General features: G+C 48.9%; 21 protein-coding genes. 2 read left to right on the top strand and 19 right to left on the bottom strand.

Translation table 11 applies throughout. The features are described 5' to 3' along the window. Window positions 1-34 precede the first annotated feature (34 nt). The 11 genes from F456_RS22595 to F456_RS22590 all read right to left on the bottom strand — a co-directional run bounded on the left by F456_RS22595 (window position 35) and on the right by F456_RS22590 (window position 8,599). Window positions 35-1,486, bottom strand: coding sequence for a serine/threonine protein kinase (locus F456_RS22595; RefSeq protein WP_040925253.1), 1,452 nt, complete (start codon window positions 1,484-1,486; stop codon window positions 35-37). A 151-nt stretch (window positions 1,487-1,637) separates the two neighbouring features. Next, window positions 1,638-2,711, bottom strand: a complete 1,074-nt coding sequence (locus F456_RS0113860; protein WP_018977646.1) for an SAM-dependent methyltransferase — start codon at window positions 2,709-2,711, stop codon at window positions 1,638-1,640. Window positions 2,712-2,809: 98 nt separating this feature from the next. Next, complete coding sequence (locus tag F456_RS0113855) at window positions 2,810-3,121, bottom strand: thioredoxin family protein (RefSeq protein ID WP_018977645.1); 312 nt, start codon at window positions 3,119-3,121, stop codon at window positions 2,810-2,812. After that, window positions 3,118-3,483 carry a cyclic-phosphate processing receiver domain-containing protein gene (locus F456_RS0113850; protein ID WP_018977644.1) on the bottom strand — a complete coding sequence of 122 codons (366 nt, stop codon included), beginning with the start codon at window positions 3,481-3,483 and terminating at the stop codon, window positions 3,118-3,120. Before F456_RS0113850 ends, F456_RS0113855 begins: the two co-directional genes overlap by 4 nt. A 32-nt stretch (window positions 3,484-3,515) precedes the next feature. Next, a complete protein-coding gene (locus F456_RS0113845) occupies window positions 3,516-4,343 on the bottom strand; it encodes an Fpg/Nei family DNA glycosylase (RefSeq protein ID WP_018977643.1) in 828 nt (275 codons plus the stop codon). A 27-nt stretch (window positions 4,344-4,370) separates the two neighbouring features. Further along, the gene (locus F456_RS0113840; protein WP_018977642.1) at window positions 4,371-5,180 is read right to left on the bottom strand and encodes an HAD-IIA family hydrolase; all 810 of its coding nucleotides are present in this window, start codon (window positions 5,178-5,180) and stop codon (window positions 4,371-4,373) included. 6 nt (window positions 5,181-5,186) lie between these two features. Beyond that, the gene (rnz, locus tag F456_RS0113835) at window positions 5,187-6,128 is read right to left on the bottom strand and encodes a ribonuclease Z (protein ID WP_018977641.1); all 942 of its coding nucleotides are present in this window, start codon (window positions 6,126-6,128) and stop codon (window positions 5,187-5,189) included. 147 nt (window positions 6,129-6,275) lie between these two features. Beyond that, complete coding sequence (locus tag F456_RS0113830) at window positions 6,276-7,097, bottom strand: HAD family hydrolase (protein ID WP_018977640.1); 822 nt, start codon at window positions 7,095-7,097, stop codon at window positions 6,276-6,278. A 91-nt stretch (window positions 7,098-7,188) separates the two neighbouring features. Continuing rightward, complete coding sequence (locus tag F456_RS0113825; RefSeq protein WP_018977639.1) at window positions 7,189-7,713, bottom strand: hypothetical protein; 525 nt, start codon at window positions 7,711-7,713, stop codon at window positions 7,189-7,191. A gap of 125 nt (window positions 7,714-7,838) precedes the next feature. Next, window positions 7,839-8,039 (bottom strand): DUF896 domain-containing protein, encoded by a 201-nt coding sequence (locus F456_RS0113820; protein WP_018977638.1) that lies wholly within the window; start codon window positions 8,037-8,039, stop codon window positions 7,839-7,841. 140 nt (window positions 8,040-8,179) lie between these two features. Continuing rightward, entirely contained in the window at window positions 8,180-8,599 is a 420-nt protein-coding gene (locus F456_RS22590; protein ID WP_018977637.1) for a LysM peptidoglycan-binding domain-containing protein, read from the bottom strand. 327 nt (window positions 8,600-8,926) lie between these two features. On the opposite strand from F456_RS22590, the gene lexA reads away from it, so the two are divergent. Next, entirely contained in the window at window positions 8,927-9,553 is a 627-nt protein-coding gene (gene lexA, locus F456_RS0113810; protein ID WP_018977636.1) for a transcriptional repressor LexA, read from the top strand. A gap of 229 nt (window positions 9,554-9,782) precedes the next feature. Beyond that, a complete protein-coding gene (locus tag F456_RS24340; RefSeq protein ID WP_018977635.1) occupies window positions 9,783-9,959 on the top strand; it encodes a hypothetical protein in 177 nt (58 codons plus the stop codon). Window positions 9,960-10,084: 125 nt separating this feature from the next. Here F456_RS24340 and F456_RS0113800 read toward each other — a convergent pair whose 3' ends face one another. From F456_RS0113800 to hflX, 8 genes are all read right to left on the bottom strand, one after another. Further along, on the bottom strand, window positions 10,085-10,312 hold the full coding sequence (locus F456_RS0113800) for a hypothetical protein (RefSeq protein WP_018977634.1): 228 nt from the start codon (window positions 10,310-10,312) through the stop codon (window positions 10,085-10,087). A gap of 76 nt (window positions 10,313-10,388) precedes the next feature. Continuing rightward, window positions 10,389-11,345, bottom strand: coding sequence for a D-alanyl-D-alanine carboxypeptidase family protein (locus tag F456_RS22585; RefSeq protein WP_018977633.1), 957 nt, complete (start codon window positions 11,343-11,345; stop codon window positions 10,389-10,391). Between the two features lie 31 nt (window positions 11,346-11,376). Next, the gene (gene coaA, locus F456_RS0113790) at window positions 11,377-12,300 is read right to left on the bottom strand and encodes a type I pantothenate kinase (RefSeq protein WP_026293884.1); all 924 of its coding nucleotides are present in this window, start codon (window positions 12,298-12,300) and stop codon (window positions 11,377-11,379) included. A 236-nt stretch (window positions 12,301-12,536) separates the two neighbouring features. After that, a complete protein-coding gene (locus F456_RS0113785; RefSeq protein ID WP_018977631.1) occupies window positions 12,537-12,743 on the bottom strand; it encodes a hypothetical protein in 207 nt (68 codons plus the stop codon). 811 nt (window positions 12,744-13,554) lie between these two features. Further along, complete coding sequence (glnA, locus tag F456_RS0113780) at window positions 13,555-14,883, bottom strand: type I glutamate--ammonia ligase (RefSeq protein WP_018977630.1); 1,329 nt, start codon at window positions 14,881-14,883, stop codon at window positions 13,555-13,557. 117 nt (window positions 14,884-15,000) lie between these two features. Beyond that, window positions 15,001-15,414, bottom strand: a complete 414-nt coding sequence (locus tag F456_RS0113775) for a MerR family transcriptional regulator (protein ID WP_018977629.1) — start codon at window positions 15,412-15,414, stop codon at window positions 15,001-15,003. 176 nt (window positions 15,415-15,590) lie between these two features. After that, entirely contained in the window at window positions 15,591-16,844 is a 1,254-nt protein-coding gene (locus F456_RS0113770; RefSeq protein ID WP_018977628.1) for a methionine gamma-lyase family protein, read from the bottom strand. Between the two features lie 225 nt (window positions 16,845-17,069). Then, window positions 17,070-18,356 carry a GTPase HflX gene (hflX, locus tag F456_RS0113765; RefSeq protein ID WP_018977627.1) on the bottom strand — a complete coding sequence of 429 codons (1,287 nt, stop codon included), beginning with the start codon at window positions 18,354-18,356 and terminating at the stop codon, window positions 17,070-17,072. Window positions 18,357-18,380 lie beyond the last annotated feature (24 nt).

Raw genomic sequence — 18,380 nt, 5'->3', positions numbered from 1 at the left:
ACTTCCGCTTGGCAGTTCGGACTAGGACTACCCTTTAGCGAAAGCCCAGTTTCAAGAACGGACGCCGTGCCTGTCGCATATAAAGTGTGCCGATCATTGGCTCAAGACATTCACGTGCATCACTGCCAAAAGGATCTGACAGCATAGGCATCGCATATACACGCTTATGTCCGAGTCTGCGGCGCATATCGCGAATCGCTTCGTCGTTGGCAAAAGGCAGAACATATGTCCACTTAGGACGCACCCTCAGGCTTTCGCGATGAGCAAAAGCAACCAACTCTCCGCTTCTCCATTCGCTCGCTGAACCGACAATCAGCGGAATATCCGCACGGAGAAACTCTTCAAAGTCCCTAGCGTCGCTGCAGGTCCCAAGATCCAGCACGATATGTCTGTAACCCCGCCCGAAAATATCCGCTAACTTTTCTCGATCCGCCGAAGGCCAGTAATCCACTCCGCGAATACTGAACATGGGCTGTCCCTTGAGCGGCTCTCCCTGCCATTCGAGTGCGATCCGGCCAAATGCACCTGCTGTCCGCCCAAGCTCGACTACTGCAGTACGTCCGCTATTTTTCGCTAACGCATGCGCTGCCGCAATCGCAGTGTGGGTCGCTCCACACCCGGGAAAACTGCCCAAAACCGCAATCGTCGAAGTGCCCGATCCGACTCCGCCCGCTGTCTGCTCCCCATCCCCGAAATCATTTGGTCGAATCAGCCGCTTTACTTCCTCGATACTTCCATATCGATCTTCCCGTCGGTGACTGAGCATCTTTCGAATTGCAGGTAACAATACTGGCGGCATATCGGAACGAAGTGCCCGCTGCGCTTCCGATGTCCATTCACTGAATCTCCCACCCGTGCAAAGATACAGCAGCAGCGCTCCAAGCGCATATTGGTCGCTGGCCGGATCGCTTCGTCCTTCGTACTGCTCAGGGGCGGCAAAGCCGATCGTGCCAAGCTTAACCGTATCTGCACTTTTCTCTGGTCCTGCACTGCGTGCAATTCCAAAGTCAATTAGGCGAATCGACCCTCCTTCCCCAATCATGATGTTGCCCGGCTTCAGATCGCGGAAAACGACCGGCGGATCCTGCGCATGCAAATACTCCAATACTTCGCAAATCCGCAGCGTCAGTTCCAGCACGAACGGAATATCCAGTCGCCCTCCTGCCATCATGGCGTATTCATCAAGATTTGAACCTTCGATATACTCCATGACTAAGAAAACTCGGCCTTCGGCGTCCGGTGCGAAAAAGTCGACAACCTGCGGCAGACTGTGATGTCGCAAACGGGTCAGCATTCGCGCCTCGTTCTCGATTCGTTCGTAATCCGCCGTATCGGCCATTGTTTCTTTGACAGCCCACCATTTGCCCGGCAGCTTGGCATCAGAGGCCAGGTAGACCCGGCCCATTCCGCCGCTCCCGAGTACGCGTTCCACCCGGTATCGTTCTCCTATAATGGCTCCTCGCTCCAACTTCGGCGGGTACGGCATGAATTTCACCCCTTTCCGGACAAAAAAAGAAAGCACCCCTCGCGAACCAGGCCTAAAGGCTTGGTCATGAGGGATGCTTTCCCGTTTTTGTCGTTCATATGATTTTGAAGTCATTATAAACCTATTGCTTGCTAAGTGTAAAGACCTATTCTTAATATTTAATCATATACAGCGTAATTTCCTCGCGATTGTGGAACAACTGCTTGGCACGCTGCACCTGCAAACGAGAATCTTCGAAGGAAGCAATGACTTCTTTGATCAAAGCCATCGGCTTTTTGTGCATCAGCTTGATTGTAATGATTGCCGTACCACCCGGACTCAGCGCATGCAGCAGTCCTGTTACAAGCTGTACCATTAACTTGGGGCTCCAGCTCATATCGCAGACCAACAGATCGAACTCGTTGTCGCGGAACTTGATCTCGCCCGCATTTTTGCGTATATAAGTCAGATTCGGCAGCTTAAGCAGCGAAGGATGCAGTTTGGCCGGGTCGACTGCTGTCACTCTGAGTCCGCGTTCAAGCAGCAGCGATGTCCATCCGCCAGGCGCCGCTCCGATATCTACTGCGCTGCGATAAGCCGAAAAGTCGAGTCCGAATTCGCGCTCCGCTTCCAACAGCTTGAATTTGGCACGCGAGAGCTGTCCTTCTTCGCGGCGGAAACGGACTGCACCACCACTCCAGTCGGACAAGTTATTCTCCGGACGCGAAATGCCCGCATATAAAGCAGATCCGGTCAGATAAATGGATACGATCCAATCGGCCCCTGCCGCTACAAATTCCGCTTCCGACGAACGGAGCAGTTCCTCCAGCCATTCTTTCAGCTGCGAAGAACTGTCGGAGTCGGCATCAGCACTTTTCCGAACCTGCAGCGCCACTTTGACACCTGCACCAAGCTTTCCGCTGCCTAATACAAACGAAGCGGCTTCAGCCAGCAGTTCTCCTGCATTTTCGCCTTCGCGCTCAAAATGAACAGGCTGAATATGGCGCAGAAAAATCGGACGGCTGTCCACAATTTGACGTACCGCTTCTTCCTCTGTCGTATTCAGCTTGACCAGCAGAACTTCACGGTCGCTCAGAACACTGCTTTTGACAGAGCCAAACAGTCGGCGAAGCTCTTCTTGGGCGTAGGCGGCGAAATCGCGGTTTGCCGTGCAGACAAATACACTCTCTCCCTGCCCCTGTACTTCATTTACGATTACCTGTTTTTCCTCTTCATGCTCACTCAAAATACGTTAACCTCCACAGGGCTGCGATATGCTGCCTTTCGGCACAATCCATCCCCTTCTTGTTTGCTGCGTTCTTGCCGGAACATAGCTCCGTTATCCTAATCATTTTCGATAAAATCCAGCAGATGAGGGACCGACTGCATGGCGTATACCGTGCGCGGTTCCTGTCTACCGGGTTCGAAAACACTAAGCGAAGGCGTGCTCCCAATTTGATATTTTTGAATAAAATGCGGTGAGAAATTCAGATTCAGGGCGTACACGTCAATTTCCGGTCGCATGCTTTCGATCACTTCCAGCATCCGCCTAGCCGCCTTACATGTCCCGCAAAAAGGCGTATGTCCGAATACGATGACGCGGCGCTCGCTGGCCTTAATCCAGCCGTACAGCTCCTTTTCCGTCGTCTCCCTCATTGCGCCGACTCTCCGGCTGCACGTCTCAAAACCTCTTCCGGCATGGGGCCATGGTGCAGAACAACATGCTCAGGCTTGGCTGTATACAGCGTTTCATACATGCTGCGCCGTCCGTATTCACTCGACGTATGCAAATAAATTTCGCGCGGGAACGTACCATTTGCTACGATAAGCGCCGCCACTTCACTGCCGCTCAGCTCGCCAGGTCCCATTTCATGGTCCAGCGACAAAATGTCCACTTCGCATTCTTTCAGCATCATCAAACATTCCTCGCCTGTACGTGCAAGCGCAAATCCTTTTGGGCAAGGACGCCAGTCATCCATGTACAAATGGATTTTTGACTTGTTTTCCGAGTTAGTCACGTTCTCACTCCTTTCCCAAACTGCCGCTTCTTTTAAGAGAATACGGCTGTCTGTTCATGCTGGCACTGCGGACAGTAATAAGCTTTCTTACCGGACACATCCATCTTTTCGACAAGGGCTCCATTTTCCGTGCAGGGCTGTCCTTCCCGTTCATAAACTCGGCACTGGGCCAAATAACCGCCTGTTACGGTATCGTCCGCACTCATTGGAGTCGTAATGCAGCCTCCAGCGTCGATTGCCGCATTCAGCACACTTTCCATCGCTTCATAAAGTCTGGCGGCGCTTTCTCCATTCAGTTCATGCGCTTTGGCGGAAGGCAGCAGTCCGGCCGTAAAAGCGATCTCGTCCGCATAACGCGGGCCAATGCCTGCCAGCAGCTTTTGTCCGGTTAGAGCGTTTCGCAGCGCACTGCGGCGCTTCTTGAGCTGTGATATAAAATATTCCGGTGTCGCTTGACGAGACAAAGGATCGGGACCGATTGTTTTCAACACTTCGTCAAGACCGCGCACTGTCATCAAACGAAGTACACTTCCCTTACCCGCAACATATAAAGTCCGTTCTCCAAAATTAATTTCGGCCTGTGCGGCAAAAGGCGGCTTCTCTTCACCTTCTCCGTAATACAGAGCCCCATCTTTGGACAATGCGATCAGAAGACGGTGTCCATTATCTAGGTGAAAAATCAAGAAAGTGCCCCTACGTTCTAAAAACAGAAGACTTCTTCCTGTCAGTGCTTCCGAGAATTCTTCCGGCGACACATCAGTGCCTTTTTTGTTCGCCAAATGTACCCGTTCAATTGGGCGATCGAGAATCCATTGGCCCAGCTGTCTGCGATAATGTTCGATTTCCGGTAGTTCAGGCATATTTATCGTCCCTTTCCGTATCTTTCTTTATCTGTTTAATACCCATTCCATAATCTCTTCCAAATCCCGTTTGATCAGATCCGGCTCGATGTCCGCCAATCGTTGATGACGTTCTAAATTATGCGGTGTCGTAACGCCTTCTTCCGTCAGCAGAAGGAGCGAACGACAGCCGGATTCCGCACCTGCTTTGATATCAGTCATCATGTTATCGCCAATAATCGTTACCTGCGAAGCGCTCACGCCAAGCAAGTTAAAAGCAAAGTTCATTAAAATTGGCGACGGTTTGCCGATAATTGTAGGTTTGACTCCCGTCATCGACTCGACTGCCGCTCCCAGCGTACCGGCTCCCGGCATTAATCCGCCTTCGGAAGGCAGCAGCAGATCCGGATTGGTGAGCACAAATTCTGCCCCTGTTAAAATCCAGCGTCCTGCACGAGCCAATTTCTCATAGGAAAACTCGCGGTCGATGCCTTGAAGCACATAATCTGGCTGACCGTTTTCATCGGTAAACTCGTGAAGACCCGCTGAGGCAACTGCCCCCTTAAGTCCAGCTTCGCCGAATACTGCAACCGAAGCGCCCGGTTTGCGAGCCGCTATATAGGCGGCTGCAGCCATTGAAGAGGTGCAGACCTGTTCCTTCTTTGCCGGAATGCCCATCTTATTTAATCTTAAAGCAACCGCCTCCGGCGCAGCGGACGAATTATTGGTTAGAAACAAAAACGGAATTCCATGTTCATTCAGCGCCGCGATCAGTTGATCCGCGCCCGGAACCATGCGATCTCCATGATACAGCGTTCCATCCAGATCGATCAATAAAGCATTGTGGATTGACGTCATTTCACTTCATTCCTTTTCTCTGTCTTGTGCAGAACGTATAGGATACGATTGGTGCTCGACTGCCAGCTGTGTGTTTGGAAATATGGCTCTGGCCTCTTCCAGCAAAGGCTGAAGCTGTTCATAATCCTTATAACGAGAGCTGAAATGCGTAAGAATCAGCTCGCCCACCCCTGCCTTCTTCGCTGCATTTGCTGCCTGTTCGGCGGTGCTGTGATAATATTTTTGCGCCAGATCGGCGAATTCTCTAGTGAATGTCGACTCGTGCACCAACATATCTGCTCCTTCCGCAAGCGGATGAATACCGGAGGTAGGGCGAGTATCGCCTAGAATCGTAACAATCCGACCGCGCTTGGGCGGTCCGAGCACTTCACCGGACGTGATGGTACGCCCATTCGCCGTAATACTCTCTCCACCTTTAAGCTTACCGTATTCCGGTCCCGGACGCACGCCCCATTCCTGCAGAAGTTCCATATTCAAGCTTCCCGGACGATCTTTCTCCGTAATCCGGTATCCGTAACTTTCAATCCGATGCTCCAGAGCAGCCGCTTCGACTTTAATCTGCTTGTCTTCAAAAATCAGGCCGCCGGAGTGTTCGACAATTTCCAATCCAAATTCGATACGGCTCTGTGTCGCACTGAGCGTTACTTCCAGAAAAGCTTTCAATCCTTGAGGTCCGTATACGGTCAGCGGAGATGTTCCTTCCTGCGAGGCGCGGCTGGACAACAATCCCGGCAGTCCGAAAACATGGTCGCCATGCATATGTGTAATGAAAATTTTTTCCAGTCTATTCAGCTTCAGCGGCGAATGCAAAATTTGATGCTGTGTCGCTTCGCCGCAGTCAAACAACCACGAGCAGCGCCGCTCTTCCAGCATTCGGAGTGCGACAGACGTTACATTGCGCTGCGTGGTCGGCAGTCCCGCATTGGTGCCGAGAAAATAAAGTTCCACAGCTGCACGCTCCTTTTTCTAAATGGTAGTTTAATACCCGAATCGAGATACGAATAATCGTTCTTCTTCGTATACTTAACCAGTCAAGAAGGCGAAAAAAAGCCCGCCCGCCTCAGCGGGCGGACGGAAAACCGTATCGCCGATTTCTCAGGAATTGCGAATTCCCGCCAACTGAGGCAGGTCTTGCAAGGAATCGATTTGATAAACGGGCACGATGTCAGATTGAGGAGGATGAGCGACCCGATTAATCCAAACGGAAGGAATACCGGTATCAAGCGCACCTCGAATATCGGTAGTCAGCTTGTCGCCGACCATCAGCGTTTCCTCAGGAGATGTACCAAGCAGTTCCAGTGCATGTCGGAAAATAGCCGTATCCGGTTTTCCCTTTCCGAATGTTCCCGAAATTACAATATGGTCGAAATAAGGCACTAATTCCGGTACCCCGTCCAACTTCTCCTGTTGGAGAGACGGGCAGCCGTTTGTCAGCAGGAGCAGCTTTACACGGCCCTTTAGCTCATCCAATACCTGATAGGTTTCGTCGTATACGTATGAACGCTTGCGGCGCTCCGCAGCGAACAGATCCGACAGCTCCCAAGAAAGTTCTTCATTAATGACACCTAAGTCTTCCAAACCGAGGCGCCATGCTTCCTTGCGGTAAACAGGAGCAATCTCCTGCAGCTGCCGGAACTGAGGTTGATCGCCTTTGTCAAAGCGCGCCCATAGTCCTTCGAACGGATTAATCCCGATCATCTGAGTAAACGGAAAAGGTTCGTACGTTGCATAAAGTTCACGAGCGCGTTCACGTACCGCTTTCTCCAGGGCGGCTGCATCGACACCTGTGCGCCGGGCAGCTTCCACGGAAGCTGCTTCAAACGATTCTTTTACGCTTCGTTCATCCCAGAGCAGTGTATCATCCAGGTCGAAAATTACCGCTTTAACCTCATGTTTTACCGCACTTTCTCCTGTCATACGTGTCCCCTCGCTTTACCGTTATAATCGTGCCTAAGCTTTTTCCGATTTCTTATTTCAATCTTTATTTCAATCTTTTATTTCTATATTTTTATTTCTTTTCTACAGGAATTTCGTGTTGAGCCGCAAATTCCGTTACTCGTTCCGCGATCTCGTCCGTATTGTACATTTTCAAGAAACGGGAAAAGATCCAATTGCCGCCTCTGCCTTTCGTCTCTACCGTTACATAACCTTTTTCAATCCGGAACTTGGCAATGTCACCAGCCAACAATGTTCGCTCACGGTTAAAGCGCATTGTTGCAAGACGGTCTTTGCCTACACGCAAAAATGGACGGCGCAGGAACATGATGACTGCCAACACGATGTACATCACAACGATGAACCAATATGAAGTGCTTGACGCCTCTTCTACGCCTGAAGTCTGCGCCGCAATCGTAATGATTGTCAGGAAAATCGCGATAATCAACAGAAACGACGGGAACATGTAGTTTCTGCCTTTGAACGTATCGAACGCCTGACTTCCCCCTGTACCGATTCGATCCTGACCTGTTTTTTGTCTGATCGTGTTTGCTTTTTGTTGATTTTTACGGACCTGTCTCTCCCATGAACGGGACATCCCTTTTCCCCCTTGAAATAAAATGAATCCATCAAAAAAACTCGCCAGCACGCGGCACTCCCTTCCCGCGGACCGGCGAGCCCTTCCGTTTCGGTAAAGCGCTTGCTCAGAAAATGCGGGATTCGTTAATGCGGCTTCGAATCGCTACCCGGTTCTTCGTCTACCCATTTGATCATATCGAGCTCCTGGCGGAAATTGCGCCGCACGTTGCCAAGGTACATTTCGCGAAGCTTGGCCCGTTCTTGAGCCTCTTCCTCGGTCAACCCTTCGGCTTTATTTTTACGGGCCAGTTCATTGATCCGGCCTACCAAAATATCGATATCCATAGCTGCCTCCTTGTAAACATACTTCCTTATACTTTCACATGAAAAAAAGAGCTTGTCAAGGCGATTGCCTGCAAGCTCTCCAGTCGTTCATTACATCCCATATATCTATTATTTTCTTACAAAATCTTCTCCTGTATCTGTCAGAAATTCGGGAGAAGCAGCTCGTCGCCGGTATTAATATGGCTGCCGCTCAGTCCATTTTTCTGCTTAATTCCTGAAATGAAAATTCGTGTATCCGTTCCCTTTGGCTTGTTGCTCTCTGCAATTGACCAAAGCGTATCACCGGGTGAAACAATAACACTGCGTACTTCCGTAACAGGATCGTTATTCTGCAGGGCATGAACAACTCCTGTTCCCGCAAACAAACCAATCATAATGAACAGCAGCAGACGAAATCTTGCAGCGCCGGCTTTGGAAAACCGATACTTCGGCATTCCGATACTATGTAAAAAAGATGAGCTGGAAAAAAGCTTGTCTCCGCGCGTTCCCTTGTTCTCATGTGATTCGTTATAATTTCCTGCCGTCTCGTAAATGCTCTTATAAGTCGTATATTTTGGCATGTTCAACACTCTCCCAAACGTTTGTTCTGCCTTCTGCGAATAAATATAGCACGAACATACGTTCATGGCAAGAGTTTTTGGAACGCTTGTTCGGGAAAATTTGTTCGTATTTTTCTGCTTCTTTAAACAGCGGCGAATTCTTACGTTTGGTCAGTAATCTATATATAATTTTTTTGTCAGCTTACTATCATCTCTTCAGAACTTACGTTTGTACGAACGGAAGTTCTATGATATAATCGACCCATATAGCATCCAATATTAATTTATTGTCTCTTTGAATGCTTTTACACTAAAACTAAACGACTTATGGATTGGGGTTGATACGATATGTCGAAGATTTCCATACGCCAACAGGCTATATTGGAATTTATCCGCACCGAGGTCAAGTCCAAAGGTTATCCGCCGTCCGTTCGCGAGATTGGCGAGGCTGTTGGTCTGGCTTCCAGTTCTACCGTTCACGGTCATCTGGATCGTCTTGAGAAAAAAGGGTTGATCCGCCGTGACCCGACTAAACCGCGTGCAATCGAACTTTTGGGCATGGAAGAATCCGACAGCAGCAATTTGTTCGATTCCACCATCCGGCGCGTGCCCGTTGTAGGCAAAGTTACGGCAGGTGTGCCAATTACAGCTACCGAAAATATTGAAGATTACTTCCCGCTGCCGCAAACGATGGTCGGTGAAGATCAGGTGTTCATGCTTTCCGTTATTGGGGACAGTATGATCGAAGCAGGAATCAATAACGGCGATTATGTTGTCGTTCGTCAACAGCAAACCGCCAACAATGGTGACATCGTTGTAGCGATGACCGAAGAAGACGAAGCAACAGTTAAGACTTTCTACAAGGAAAAAGATCATATTCGCCTTCAACCCGAAAATCCAACGTATGAGCCGCTTCGTTTGACTCATGTTACGATTCTCGGTAAAGTCGTCGGCCTGTTCCGCAATTTCCATTGAGGCTTGGACGCGTATCCGGACATTATTGTCCCAATTAGAAAAACTCCCCCGGTCAACGGAGGAGTTTTTTTGCGGTGTACGATATATGTTTCATGCAGGGAAGAGGATCAACAATTATACATCATGCTGTAATATGCACTTTTTTGTTATACTAAAACTTACCCAGCAGGCAAAATCTTGTTCGACCTTTCGCTGTCAATCTGCTATCGTTCAAGGAGGATCGTTATTGATGTCCGATCTGATGATCGTTTCGTTCATTATATGTGCAGTTACCGGTGTGCTTGGTTCCGTTGCTGTCTTCCGGCGTGAAAAAAAGCTTATCCGCCTCTATTTCAGCCTTGCTCTGCTCAGTCTTCTGCTTGTCGTGATCTCGATGATTATTCTGGCGCGCTCGAACGGCTCTTAAGCCAAAAGGTCTTTCCCCGCCGTATAAAAGTTCCAAAAATTCAGGCATGACCAAAGCCCGTTCTTCTTTGGATGCTTTTCCTGCTTTCTTTTGATACTTGTCCTGCTTGTCTCACGAGATTAAGATTATTGCGCACCGCGGTCGGCGTCTTTGCGCAGCAGAACAATGTGCCGGAGAGAAGACTTGTCGGGCCAGCGAATATATCCATCATGTTCCAGATTAATCAAGGCAATCGTAACTTCACGGAAAGCTCCCCCACTGCGTTGAAGCAGAGATCCCATCGATAACCATCGAAATGAGTTCCAACGATGACGATGCAGCATTCCGAGAATTTTCCGCTCTAATCGACTCATCTTCACAAACACACCCCTCTAACAAGAACGTATGTTTGTATTATAGAACAACTTCGCTTTTTAAGCCATTCTTTTATCAAATCTTTGAATAGACGCTTAAGGCGTCAAGAATATGATACGGCTTAGTCCAAGGACTTCCGTCCGCATTGGCCGTTACTAAAATATATTGTTTTCCATCTTTAATGGCCAGCGAAGCCAGACACAGGCCTGCCGCGCGCGTATAACCGGTTTTGCCTCCGACAATTTTGCCGCCTTTGAAATTCAACGTCGGTGCGCTCTTGGTGAGGGTGCTCTTTACCGTCATACCTTTAGGATGCTTGTTGGTCGGTGCTACCGTATATTTTTGTGCTGTCGCAAGCTTACGAAAATTCGGATTTTTAAGGGCAGCTTTCATCAAGATCGACATGTCTTTGACCGTCGTGTAGTGATTGGCATGGTGCAGACCGGTGACGTTAGTGAAATTTGTATGCTTCATACCAAGCTGTTTGGCCTTTTGATTCATTTTTTTCACAAAAGCTGCTTCCGATCCCGACACCGCATAAGCCAATCCCATTGAAGCCTCCGCTCCAGAAGGAAGCATTGAACCATGCAGCAGATCGATCGCTTTGAGTTTCTCACCCGGCTTGAACCCTGCCATCGATGCCCCCTGCTTCTCCAGAGCTGCGAACATTCCGGTCGGCAGGGTCGTTTTTTTCTGAAGATTTGGCAGGTTTTCCAAGGCTACCAAGACAGTCATCATTTTGGTCATCGACGCCGGATACACTTTTTGATTGATATTTTTCATCATTAATACTTTTCCGTCGCTCACGCGTATCAGTATACCGTTTGCACTATGCATGCCTGCCGCAAGTTTCGCTGAAGAAGCCGCAAGGACTGTAGAGGTATGCGAAGAAGCTGCAGCCGGTTCCGAATAAGTCAGCGTTGCGCTTCCGCCTATAACGAGCGACAGTACCAGAGGAACGACTGCGATTTTAGGCAGCTTTTTTGAATCTGTGCTTCCTTTAGCGAACTTAAATAAGTTTAGTTTTTGCATCCCTTCAGCTCTCCCTTCGCCTATCAAATATTCAAATTTCCCGCAAATAGACCTGATGAATCTGATGATCGCGTCCTTTTCTCAAAATCAGGTCGGCCCGCTGACGGGTCGGCAAAATGTTTTCGTTCAAATTCAGCAGATTAATGCTCTCCCAAATGTTCGAAGCGTGCCCAATTGCCTCCGTCTCACTGAGTTCCGCATACCGATGAAAATAAGACAGCGGCTCGCGGAATGCCGTACGCTGCAGCACCAGAAATCGGTCAAGGTACCAACGGCGGATATCTTCGGTGTCCGCATCGATATACAGCGAAAAATCGAAATAATCGCTGACGAATACCGGCTGCCTTTTGCTCACCTGGAGTACGTTAATGCCTTCCACAATCAGAATGTCAGGACTGTCAATCACTTCAAAACGATCCGGCAGGACATCATATGTCACATGCGAGTACAGTGGCGCCTCGACATTTCGTTCGCCTTCTCTCACTTTTCCCAGAAAATCGATCAATTTCTTCGTATCGTAACTCTCAGGAAAGCCTTTTCGGCTCATAAGCCCTTTCTCTTCCAATACACGGGTAGGGTATAGGAATCCGTCCGTCGTCACCAAATCGACTTTCGGATGATGTTCCCAGCGTGACAGCAGCGTTCGAAGAAGTCGGGCAACCGTGCTTTTTCCTACGGCTACACTGCCGGCAATTCCGATAATAAACGGTTTGTTTGGCGGTTCACAGCCTAGAAAAGCGCTTGTAACCTCTCGTAAATATTGTGCGGCCCTTACTTTGAGATTAATCAGCCGCGTTAGCGGAATATAGATTTCTTCGACTTCCCGAAGCGAAATTTTATCGTTTAATCCTTTGATTTGTTCCAGCTCTTCTTCCGACAGCATTAATGGAGTCCGGCTTCGCAGCCCTGCCCATCTCGCTCGGTCGAATTCTTTGTAATTTCCGTAAGCATTCATCTTCAACCGATCCCTCACTCCGACATAGTACCTTCAGTCTAGCAAATTACGTTAGATTTGAACACGGCGTGTTGTAAACGAAGCCCTAATAGCAAAAAAACAGCCTTCGACCTACTCGATCGAAAGCTGTTTGCCTTTTGACCCTACCGAAATAAGAGCCCAGGGCAGGACGTCCCCAGTCTAAGTTCCGCAGTTTCCTCAACTCACGTTTTGATTTCTATACATTTATCGCAGATTTACAACACTGCTGCAACTTTAAACGTATGCGTATGCCGTGGATAACATTCTCCATCGATCCATACACTAAAATCCGTATACTTCTCTACAGCGCCTCCGTTCCCAACTGGTGAATCTTCCAATACGTCAATAACGAAAACGTAAATCTGAAACAGCGCCGCGGCGAAAAACTCCTCATTGCTGATCAATTCCTTATAGGTGTTCATCCGCGATTCCCCTCACATACAAAATCGACTTCACAGCAGCGTGCCAGAAGTCGGAAACTTTCAACTGTTGTTATTCTAACTGTTGTTGGATTAGGTGTAAACCAATTCATAGCCTATTCCAGTACCATACCAAAAAAATATATAGGCTGGAGTCTCAAAATATTTTATTACAAATTAAGGAAAAAACGTTTATTCGTTATCATGTCGTGGTAAGTATTTTTAAATAAAATAATATTGAGAGGCTGATATCCATGATTATCACCTTAGAAGAAGCTCTTCGATGTAATCGGCCTGTTACCGTTCATACAGTAAGTGGAGAGTACTATGAAGGTACGTGCTTACCACATACTCATAATAAATTACTTTTTGGTGTAAAAAGTGAAGATCAGATTTTTACTCTTCCGGTCTGGTCTGTTAAACGAATTCATTCATGCTTAAAATCCAAAAGACAAAGCCCGCAGCAGGTTTAAGACCTGAGCGGGCTTTTGTTTGTCTAATTTTGTTTGTTCACTTTCTACTGCCTTGATTTATTTGACAAAAGGAAGATAATTCCTCGCTTGGTATATGTCATCGGACTATTGGATCCGATTGTTTGATATACTCAGAATGCAGGACATTCATAATAGTGAAGGTGCTTCATGACGCTTGATGTCCGCTCAATGAAATACGAGATTCACGATGACCACCTGATCTCAATTGATACCAGTAAGGATGGTCATGCGACCTCTCATCCCTATGTCGAGGATGTTTATAGAGTGATACCCACAAAAACAAAAACCCTCAGCGCTTAGAGCGCCAAGGGCTTGAAGTCCTAGTAAAGCGTCATATACTGATCGCGTTCCCAAGGGTGAACTTGAGTGCGGTACATATCCCATTCAATTTCTTTCAGTTCATAGAAGTGAGTCAAAGCATGCTCGCCCATCGCTTGTACCACGACTTCGTCGCGGAGCAATTCGTTCAAGGCTTCCTTCAGATCGGCTGGAAGGCTTGGGATGCCTTCTTCAATCCGCTCTTCTTCGGACATCACATAGATGTTACGGTCGATCGGAGCCGGCAGCTGCAGCTGTCTGCGAATACCGTCCAGACCGGATTTGAGCATGACGGCCAGCGCCAGGTAAGGATTGGCTGCCGGGTCCGGATTACGAACTTCGATCCGAGTGCTCAGACCGCGCGATGCCGGGATACGGATCATTGGGCTGCGGTTGCTGGCAGACCAAGCGACGTAACAAGGTGCTTCATAACCTGGAACAAGACGCTTGTACGAGTTAACAGTTGGGTTAGTAATCGCTGCGAATGCACGTGCGTGCTTAAGAATACCAGCCATGTAGTAACGAGCTGTGTCACTCAGACCAAGCGTATCGCTCTCATCGTAGAAGGCATTCTCTCCACCGCGGAACAGCGACTGGTGACAGTGCATGCCCGAACCGTTCATACCGAACAGCGGTTTTGGCATGAATGTCGCATGCAGACCATGCTGACGGGCAATCGTTTTTACAACCAGTTTGAACGTCTGGATCTGGTCGGCAGCTTTCATTGCGTCCTCATACTTGAAGTCGATCTCATGTTGACCCGGTGCCACTTCGTGGTGGGAAGCTTCAACCTCAAAGCCCATTTCTTCAAGCGTGATTACAATCTCGCGGCGGCAGTTCTCACCCAGATCTGTCGGTGCCAGGTCAAAGTATCCACCTTGGTCGTTCAGCTCGTCTGTAGGGTTCCCCTTTTCGTCTGTACGGAAAAGGAAGAACTCCGGTTCCGGTCCTACGTTCATTGCACTGAAGCCCATTTCTTCGGCTTCTTCCAGTGCACGGCGCAGAACGGCACGTGGATCACCAGGGAACGGAGTGCCATCCGGCATATAGATATCGCAGATCAGACGTGCGACACGGTTCTCTGTTACCCAGGGGAAGATCACCCAGGTATCGAGATCCGGGTACAGGTACATGTCGGATTCTTCGATCCGTACATAACCTTCGATGGAAGAGCCGTCGAACATCATTTTGTTATCGAGTGCCTTCGTCAGCTGGCTGACCGGAATCTCAACGTTTTTGATTGCTCCGAGCAAATCCGTGAACTGAAGACGAATGAAACGAACGTTTTCTTCCTTGGCAATACGTAGAATGTCCTCTTTGCTGTAACTCAAGATACCCTCTCCTCTTCGTCTCTTTTCTTTTGCAGCTCTATTCTCTTTAACCAAATTAAGTACCCGTATCGCAGTATGCCCAAGAGTATACTGCAATACGAAACATGAAGCGAAAGCTTATTTTCTATTAAAGAATCGGGACAGCTCTCCTTGAATTAGCGAGACTTGACCCGGCTTCTTACCGGAAACCAGCTGCTGCTTAAGCATACGGTGAAGCTGCGAATCGGAAAGTTCCTTGCGTTTCTCTTCGGTCGCAGCGTTCAGAACTGTAGCTTCTTCGGACTCCTTGGTTACAGGATTCATGACCTGCTTGATGCCCGCGATGTTAACGCCTTTCTCAATCAGTGCCTTGATCTCAAGAAGACGCTCTACGTCGTTGAACGAGAACAATCGTTGATTGCCCGACGTACGCGCCGGAACGATCAAGCTGTGCTGCTCATAATAGCGGATCTGCCGCGCGGACAAATCAGTTAATTTCATTACAATGCCTATTGGGAACAAGGCCATATTTCTGCGAATATCGTCGCCCATGTATTCATCAACCTTCCAATGTACTTTTCTCGGTTCACTGTCGAAACAAACTGCAATCACGAATACTCCGGGCGCAGAGCACCCTGTCATCCAGCGTTGTCGTTTCGAAGCCAACCTTATTCTCTCTCTTATTGTACATATCCTGATAGGAAGCGTCAATGATGTGTTAGGTTAACTTACAGTAAATTGCGGTCAAAAAGTGTCTGAAGGGCATTCAGTACCCCATATTTCACATGAGAGTAGGTTAATCCACCCTGCATATAGCCGATATAAGGTTTCCGAATCGGAGCATCCGCTGACAATTCCAAACTTCCGCCCTGGATAAACGTTCCTGCCGCCATGATGACAGGATGTTCGTAACCTGGCATATCCCAAGGTTCCGGAACGACATGGCTATCTACTGCCGCTGCCAGCTGAACGCCCTGCACAAAAGCAATCAGCTGTTCTTCGCGCTCAAATACGACAGCCTGAATCAAATCCGTTCTTGTCGCATCCCAAGCGGGACTGCTGCTGAAGCCGGCGATTTCAAACATTGCAGCGGCAAAAATACTTCCTTTCACAGCCTGTCCGACAATGGTTGGTGCCATATAAAGTCCTTGATAGATCCCTCTTGTTGTGCCGAGCATTGCGCCGACTTCCGCTCCAATCCCGGGTGCTGTCAGGCGATACGCGGCCAGATCGACCAGATCTTTGCGCCCGCAAATGTAACCCCCGGTTTCTGCCAGACCACCACCCGGGTTCTTGATCAGCGAGCCGGCCATCAGATCCACCCCGACTTCCGTCGGTTCGATCTTTTCCGTAAATTCGCCATAGCAGTTGTCTACAAATACGACAGCCTGCGGACACATTTCCTTGACCTTTCGCGTCATTGTTCCAATTTCGTCTACCGTAAATGGCAGACGCCAAGCGTATCCGCGAGATCGCTGAATGCCGATAACCCGGGTGTTGGGTGTGATCTGACGAGCTACTTCATTCCAGTCGATTCCGCCATCTTCAAGTAAATCGGCTTCCCGATATCCGATACCGAAATCGGCGAGAGATCCTGTGCCGTCGCCTTTTTTGCCAATGACTTTATGCAGCGTATCGTAAGGTGTCCCGGTAATATAGAGCAGCTCGTCGCCAGGACGCAGCACACCAAACAGCGCGGTCGAAATCGTATGCGTACCCGAAGCAAAATGTGGACGTACCAGCGCCGCTTCCGCGCCAAAAACTTTGGCATACAGTTCGTCCAGCACTTCTCTACCGCGATCATTGTAAGCATAACCCGTAGAAGGATTAAAATGATAATCGCTGACTTTACACGCGCGGAAAGCCTCGATTACTTTCCATTGGTTATGCTCGACAATTGTATCTACTACATCAAAGCGGGATTTGACCAGCTCTTCCGCTTCTTTTTTCCACTGCTCGATTTGAGTATCAAAAGTTTTCATCGCTTACCATTCCGTCCTTCTCATTTACGATTCAATCTGCCAACGCTTTGCAAACCTCTCCATCCAGACACGCTCATCACTTCTGATGTCAGACAAAGAGCTGACACTTTGCATGATTAACGCGTCACACTTGCGTAAGGTTGCCGCTTCGGTGTTCAGAAGATTCTTATTACAGTTTAAACCACTCCCTTTTTCGCCAAGACAGGGAGCGGCAGTTTTTATCTATTATCGAACTTTGTATTCTTCCAGCAGATGGCCGTACTTTTCAGCTTCGCCCTTGTGCAGTCGTACTTCGTATAATACATCTTCTTCATCAAATTCCTGCGTAACAACTTCGCCAATCTTGTAGAGCTGAGAAGTCAGATCACCACGGGCTGCCGGAATTCGATACGTAACCGTACCGCCCGTCAGCTCTTCCTGCAGACGATTCAAGAGCTTCTCCTGATCTTTCTCGTCATAAGCATTCAGACGCAAATTATGCTCATCCTCAGGCAGCAGTTCCAGCTGTTCCGGTGTGCAGAGATCCTTTTTGTTATAAATCCGAATCTGCGGCTTTCCGCCTGCGCCCAGCTCCTCCATAATGCTCTCTACGACCTTCATCTGGTCTTCCAGCATATCGGAGGAAGCGTCTACAACATGCAGAACCAAATCCGCCTCATTTACTTCCTCAAGCGTCGCACGGAATGCAGCTATCAGGTTGTGCGGCAGATTTTGGATAAACCCTACCGTATCGGTCAGTACGATTTCACGACCGCCCGGCAGTTCCAACGTTCTCGAGGTCGGGTCCAGTGTTGCAAACAGCTGATTCTGCACATAGACGTCGGCATTGGTCAGCTGACGCAGGATTGTAGATTTGCCCGCGTTGGTATAGCCTACTAAAGCAACCTGCACGGCTCCGCTTTTTTTGCGGCGCTGACGCTGCATAGTACGATGCTTCTCGACTTCGCCGATCTGGCGTTTGAGCTCGTCAATCCGTCCACGAATATGTCTGCGGTCCGTCTCCAGCTTACTTTCACCCGGTCCGCGTGAGCCGATCCCGCCGCCAAGTCTCGAGAGATTGCGTCCCTGACCCGACAAGCGCGGAAGCAGATAGCTGAGCTGTGCAAGTTCAACCTGAATGATCCCTTCGCGCGTTTTGGCACGCTGGGCGAATATGTCCAGAATTAACTGCGTACGATCGATGATTTTCAAATCCAGCTCTTCTTCAAGATTGCGCACCTGCGCTCCTGAAAGTTCCTGATCGAAAATCGCCGTGTTTGCACCTAATTCGTCCGCGATCAATTTCAGTTCCTGCACTTTCCCCTTACCGATAAACCACTTGGTATCTTTCTTTTCCCGATTTTGTACCATGTTCGTCAGAACTTCGACTCCGGCCGTTTCGGCAAGAGCTACCAGTTCTTCAAGCGAGTAGACGGGATCGATTCCCGAGCGCTTGACGTCGTCGGTTACCAGGCTGACCAGAACCGCTCTTGGGCGCTCTTCCGCCGATGTATCGTGAGTTGTATTTCGCATACTGTTGTTCTCCTTCTGTTCGTA

The organism is Saccharibacillus kuerlensis DSM 22868 (assembly GCF_000378145.1).
GTDB classification, from domain to species: domain Bacteria; phylum Bacillota; class Bacilli; order Paenibacillales; family Paenibacillaceae; genus Saccharibacillus; species Saccharibacillus kuerlensis.
Note: the sequence above shows the minus strand (reverse complement) of the source record. Positions and strands in the feature narration are given on the sequence as shown.

Coding starts and splice junctions, on each gene's coding strand:
- F456_RS0113800 (WP_018977634.1), bottom strand. CDS start 10,312: ATGAGTCGATTAGAGCGGAAAATTCTCGGAATGCTGCATCGTCATCGT.
- F456_RS0113770 (WP_018977628.1), bottom strand. CDS start 16,844: ATGAAAACTTTTGATACTCAAATCGAGCAGTGGAAAAAAGAAGCGGAA.
- F456_RS22590 (WP_018977637.1), bottom strand. CDS start 8,599: ATGCCAAAATATACGACTTATAAGAGCATTTACGAGACGGCAGGAAAT.
- F456_RS22595 (WP_040925253.1), bottom strand. CDS start 1,486: ATGCCGTACCCGCCGAAGTTGGAGCGAGGAGCCATTATAGGAGAACGA.
- F456_RS0113855 (WP_018977645.1), bottom strand. CDS start 3,121: ATGAGGGAGACGACGGAAAAGGAGCTGTACGGCTGGATTAAGGCCAGC.
- F456_RS24340 (WP_018977635.1), top strand. CDS start 9,783: ATGTCCGATCTGATGATCGTTTCGTTCATTATATGTGCAGTTACCGGT.
- F456_RS0113825 (WP_018977639.1), bottom strand. CDS start 7,713: ATGTCCCGTTCATGGGAGAGACAGGTCCGTAAAAATCAACAAAAAGCA.
- F456_RS0113830 (WP_018977640.1), bottom strand. CDS start 7,097: ATGACAGGAGAAAGTGCGGTAAAACATGAGGTTAAAGCGGTAATTTTC.
- coaA (WP_026293884.1), bottom strand. CDS start 12,300: ATGAATGCTTACGGAAATTACAAAGAATTCGACCGAGCGAGATGGGCA.
- hflX (WP_018977627.1), bottom strand. CDS start 18,356: ATGCGAAATACAACTCACGATACATCGGCGGAAGAGCGCCCAAGAGCG.
- F456_RS0113845 (WP_018977643.1), bottom strand. CDS start 4,343: ATGCCTGAACTACCGGAAATCGAACATTATCGCAGACAGCTGGGCCAA.
- F456_RS0113820 (WP_018977638.1), bottom strand. CDS start 8,039: ATGGATATCGATATTTTGGTAGGCCGGATCAATGAACTGGCCCGTAAA.
- F456_RS0113775 (WP_018977629.1), bottom strand. CDS start 15,414: ATGGGCGACGATATTCGCAGAAATATGGCCTTGTTCCCAATAGGCATT.
- F456_RS0113785 (WP_018977631.1), bottom strand. CDS start 12,743: ATGAACACCTATAAGGAATTGATCAGCAATGAGGAGTTTTTCGCCGCG.
- lexA (WP_018977636.1), top strand. CDS start 8,927: ATGTCGAAGATTTCCATACGCCAACAGGCTATATTGGAATTTATCCGC.
- F456_RS22585 (WP_018977633.1), bottom strand. CDS start 11,345: ATGCAAAAACTAAACTTATTTAAGTTCGCTAAAGGAAGCACAGATTCA.
- F456_RS0113840 (WP_018977642.1), bottom strand. CDS start 5,180: ATGACGTCAATCCACAATGCTTTATTGATCGATCTGGATGGAACGCTG.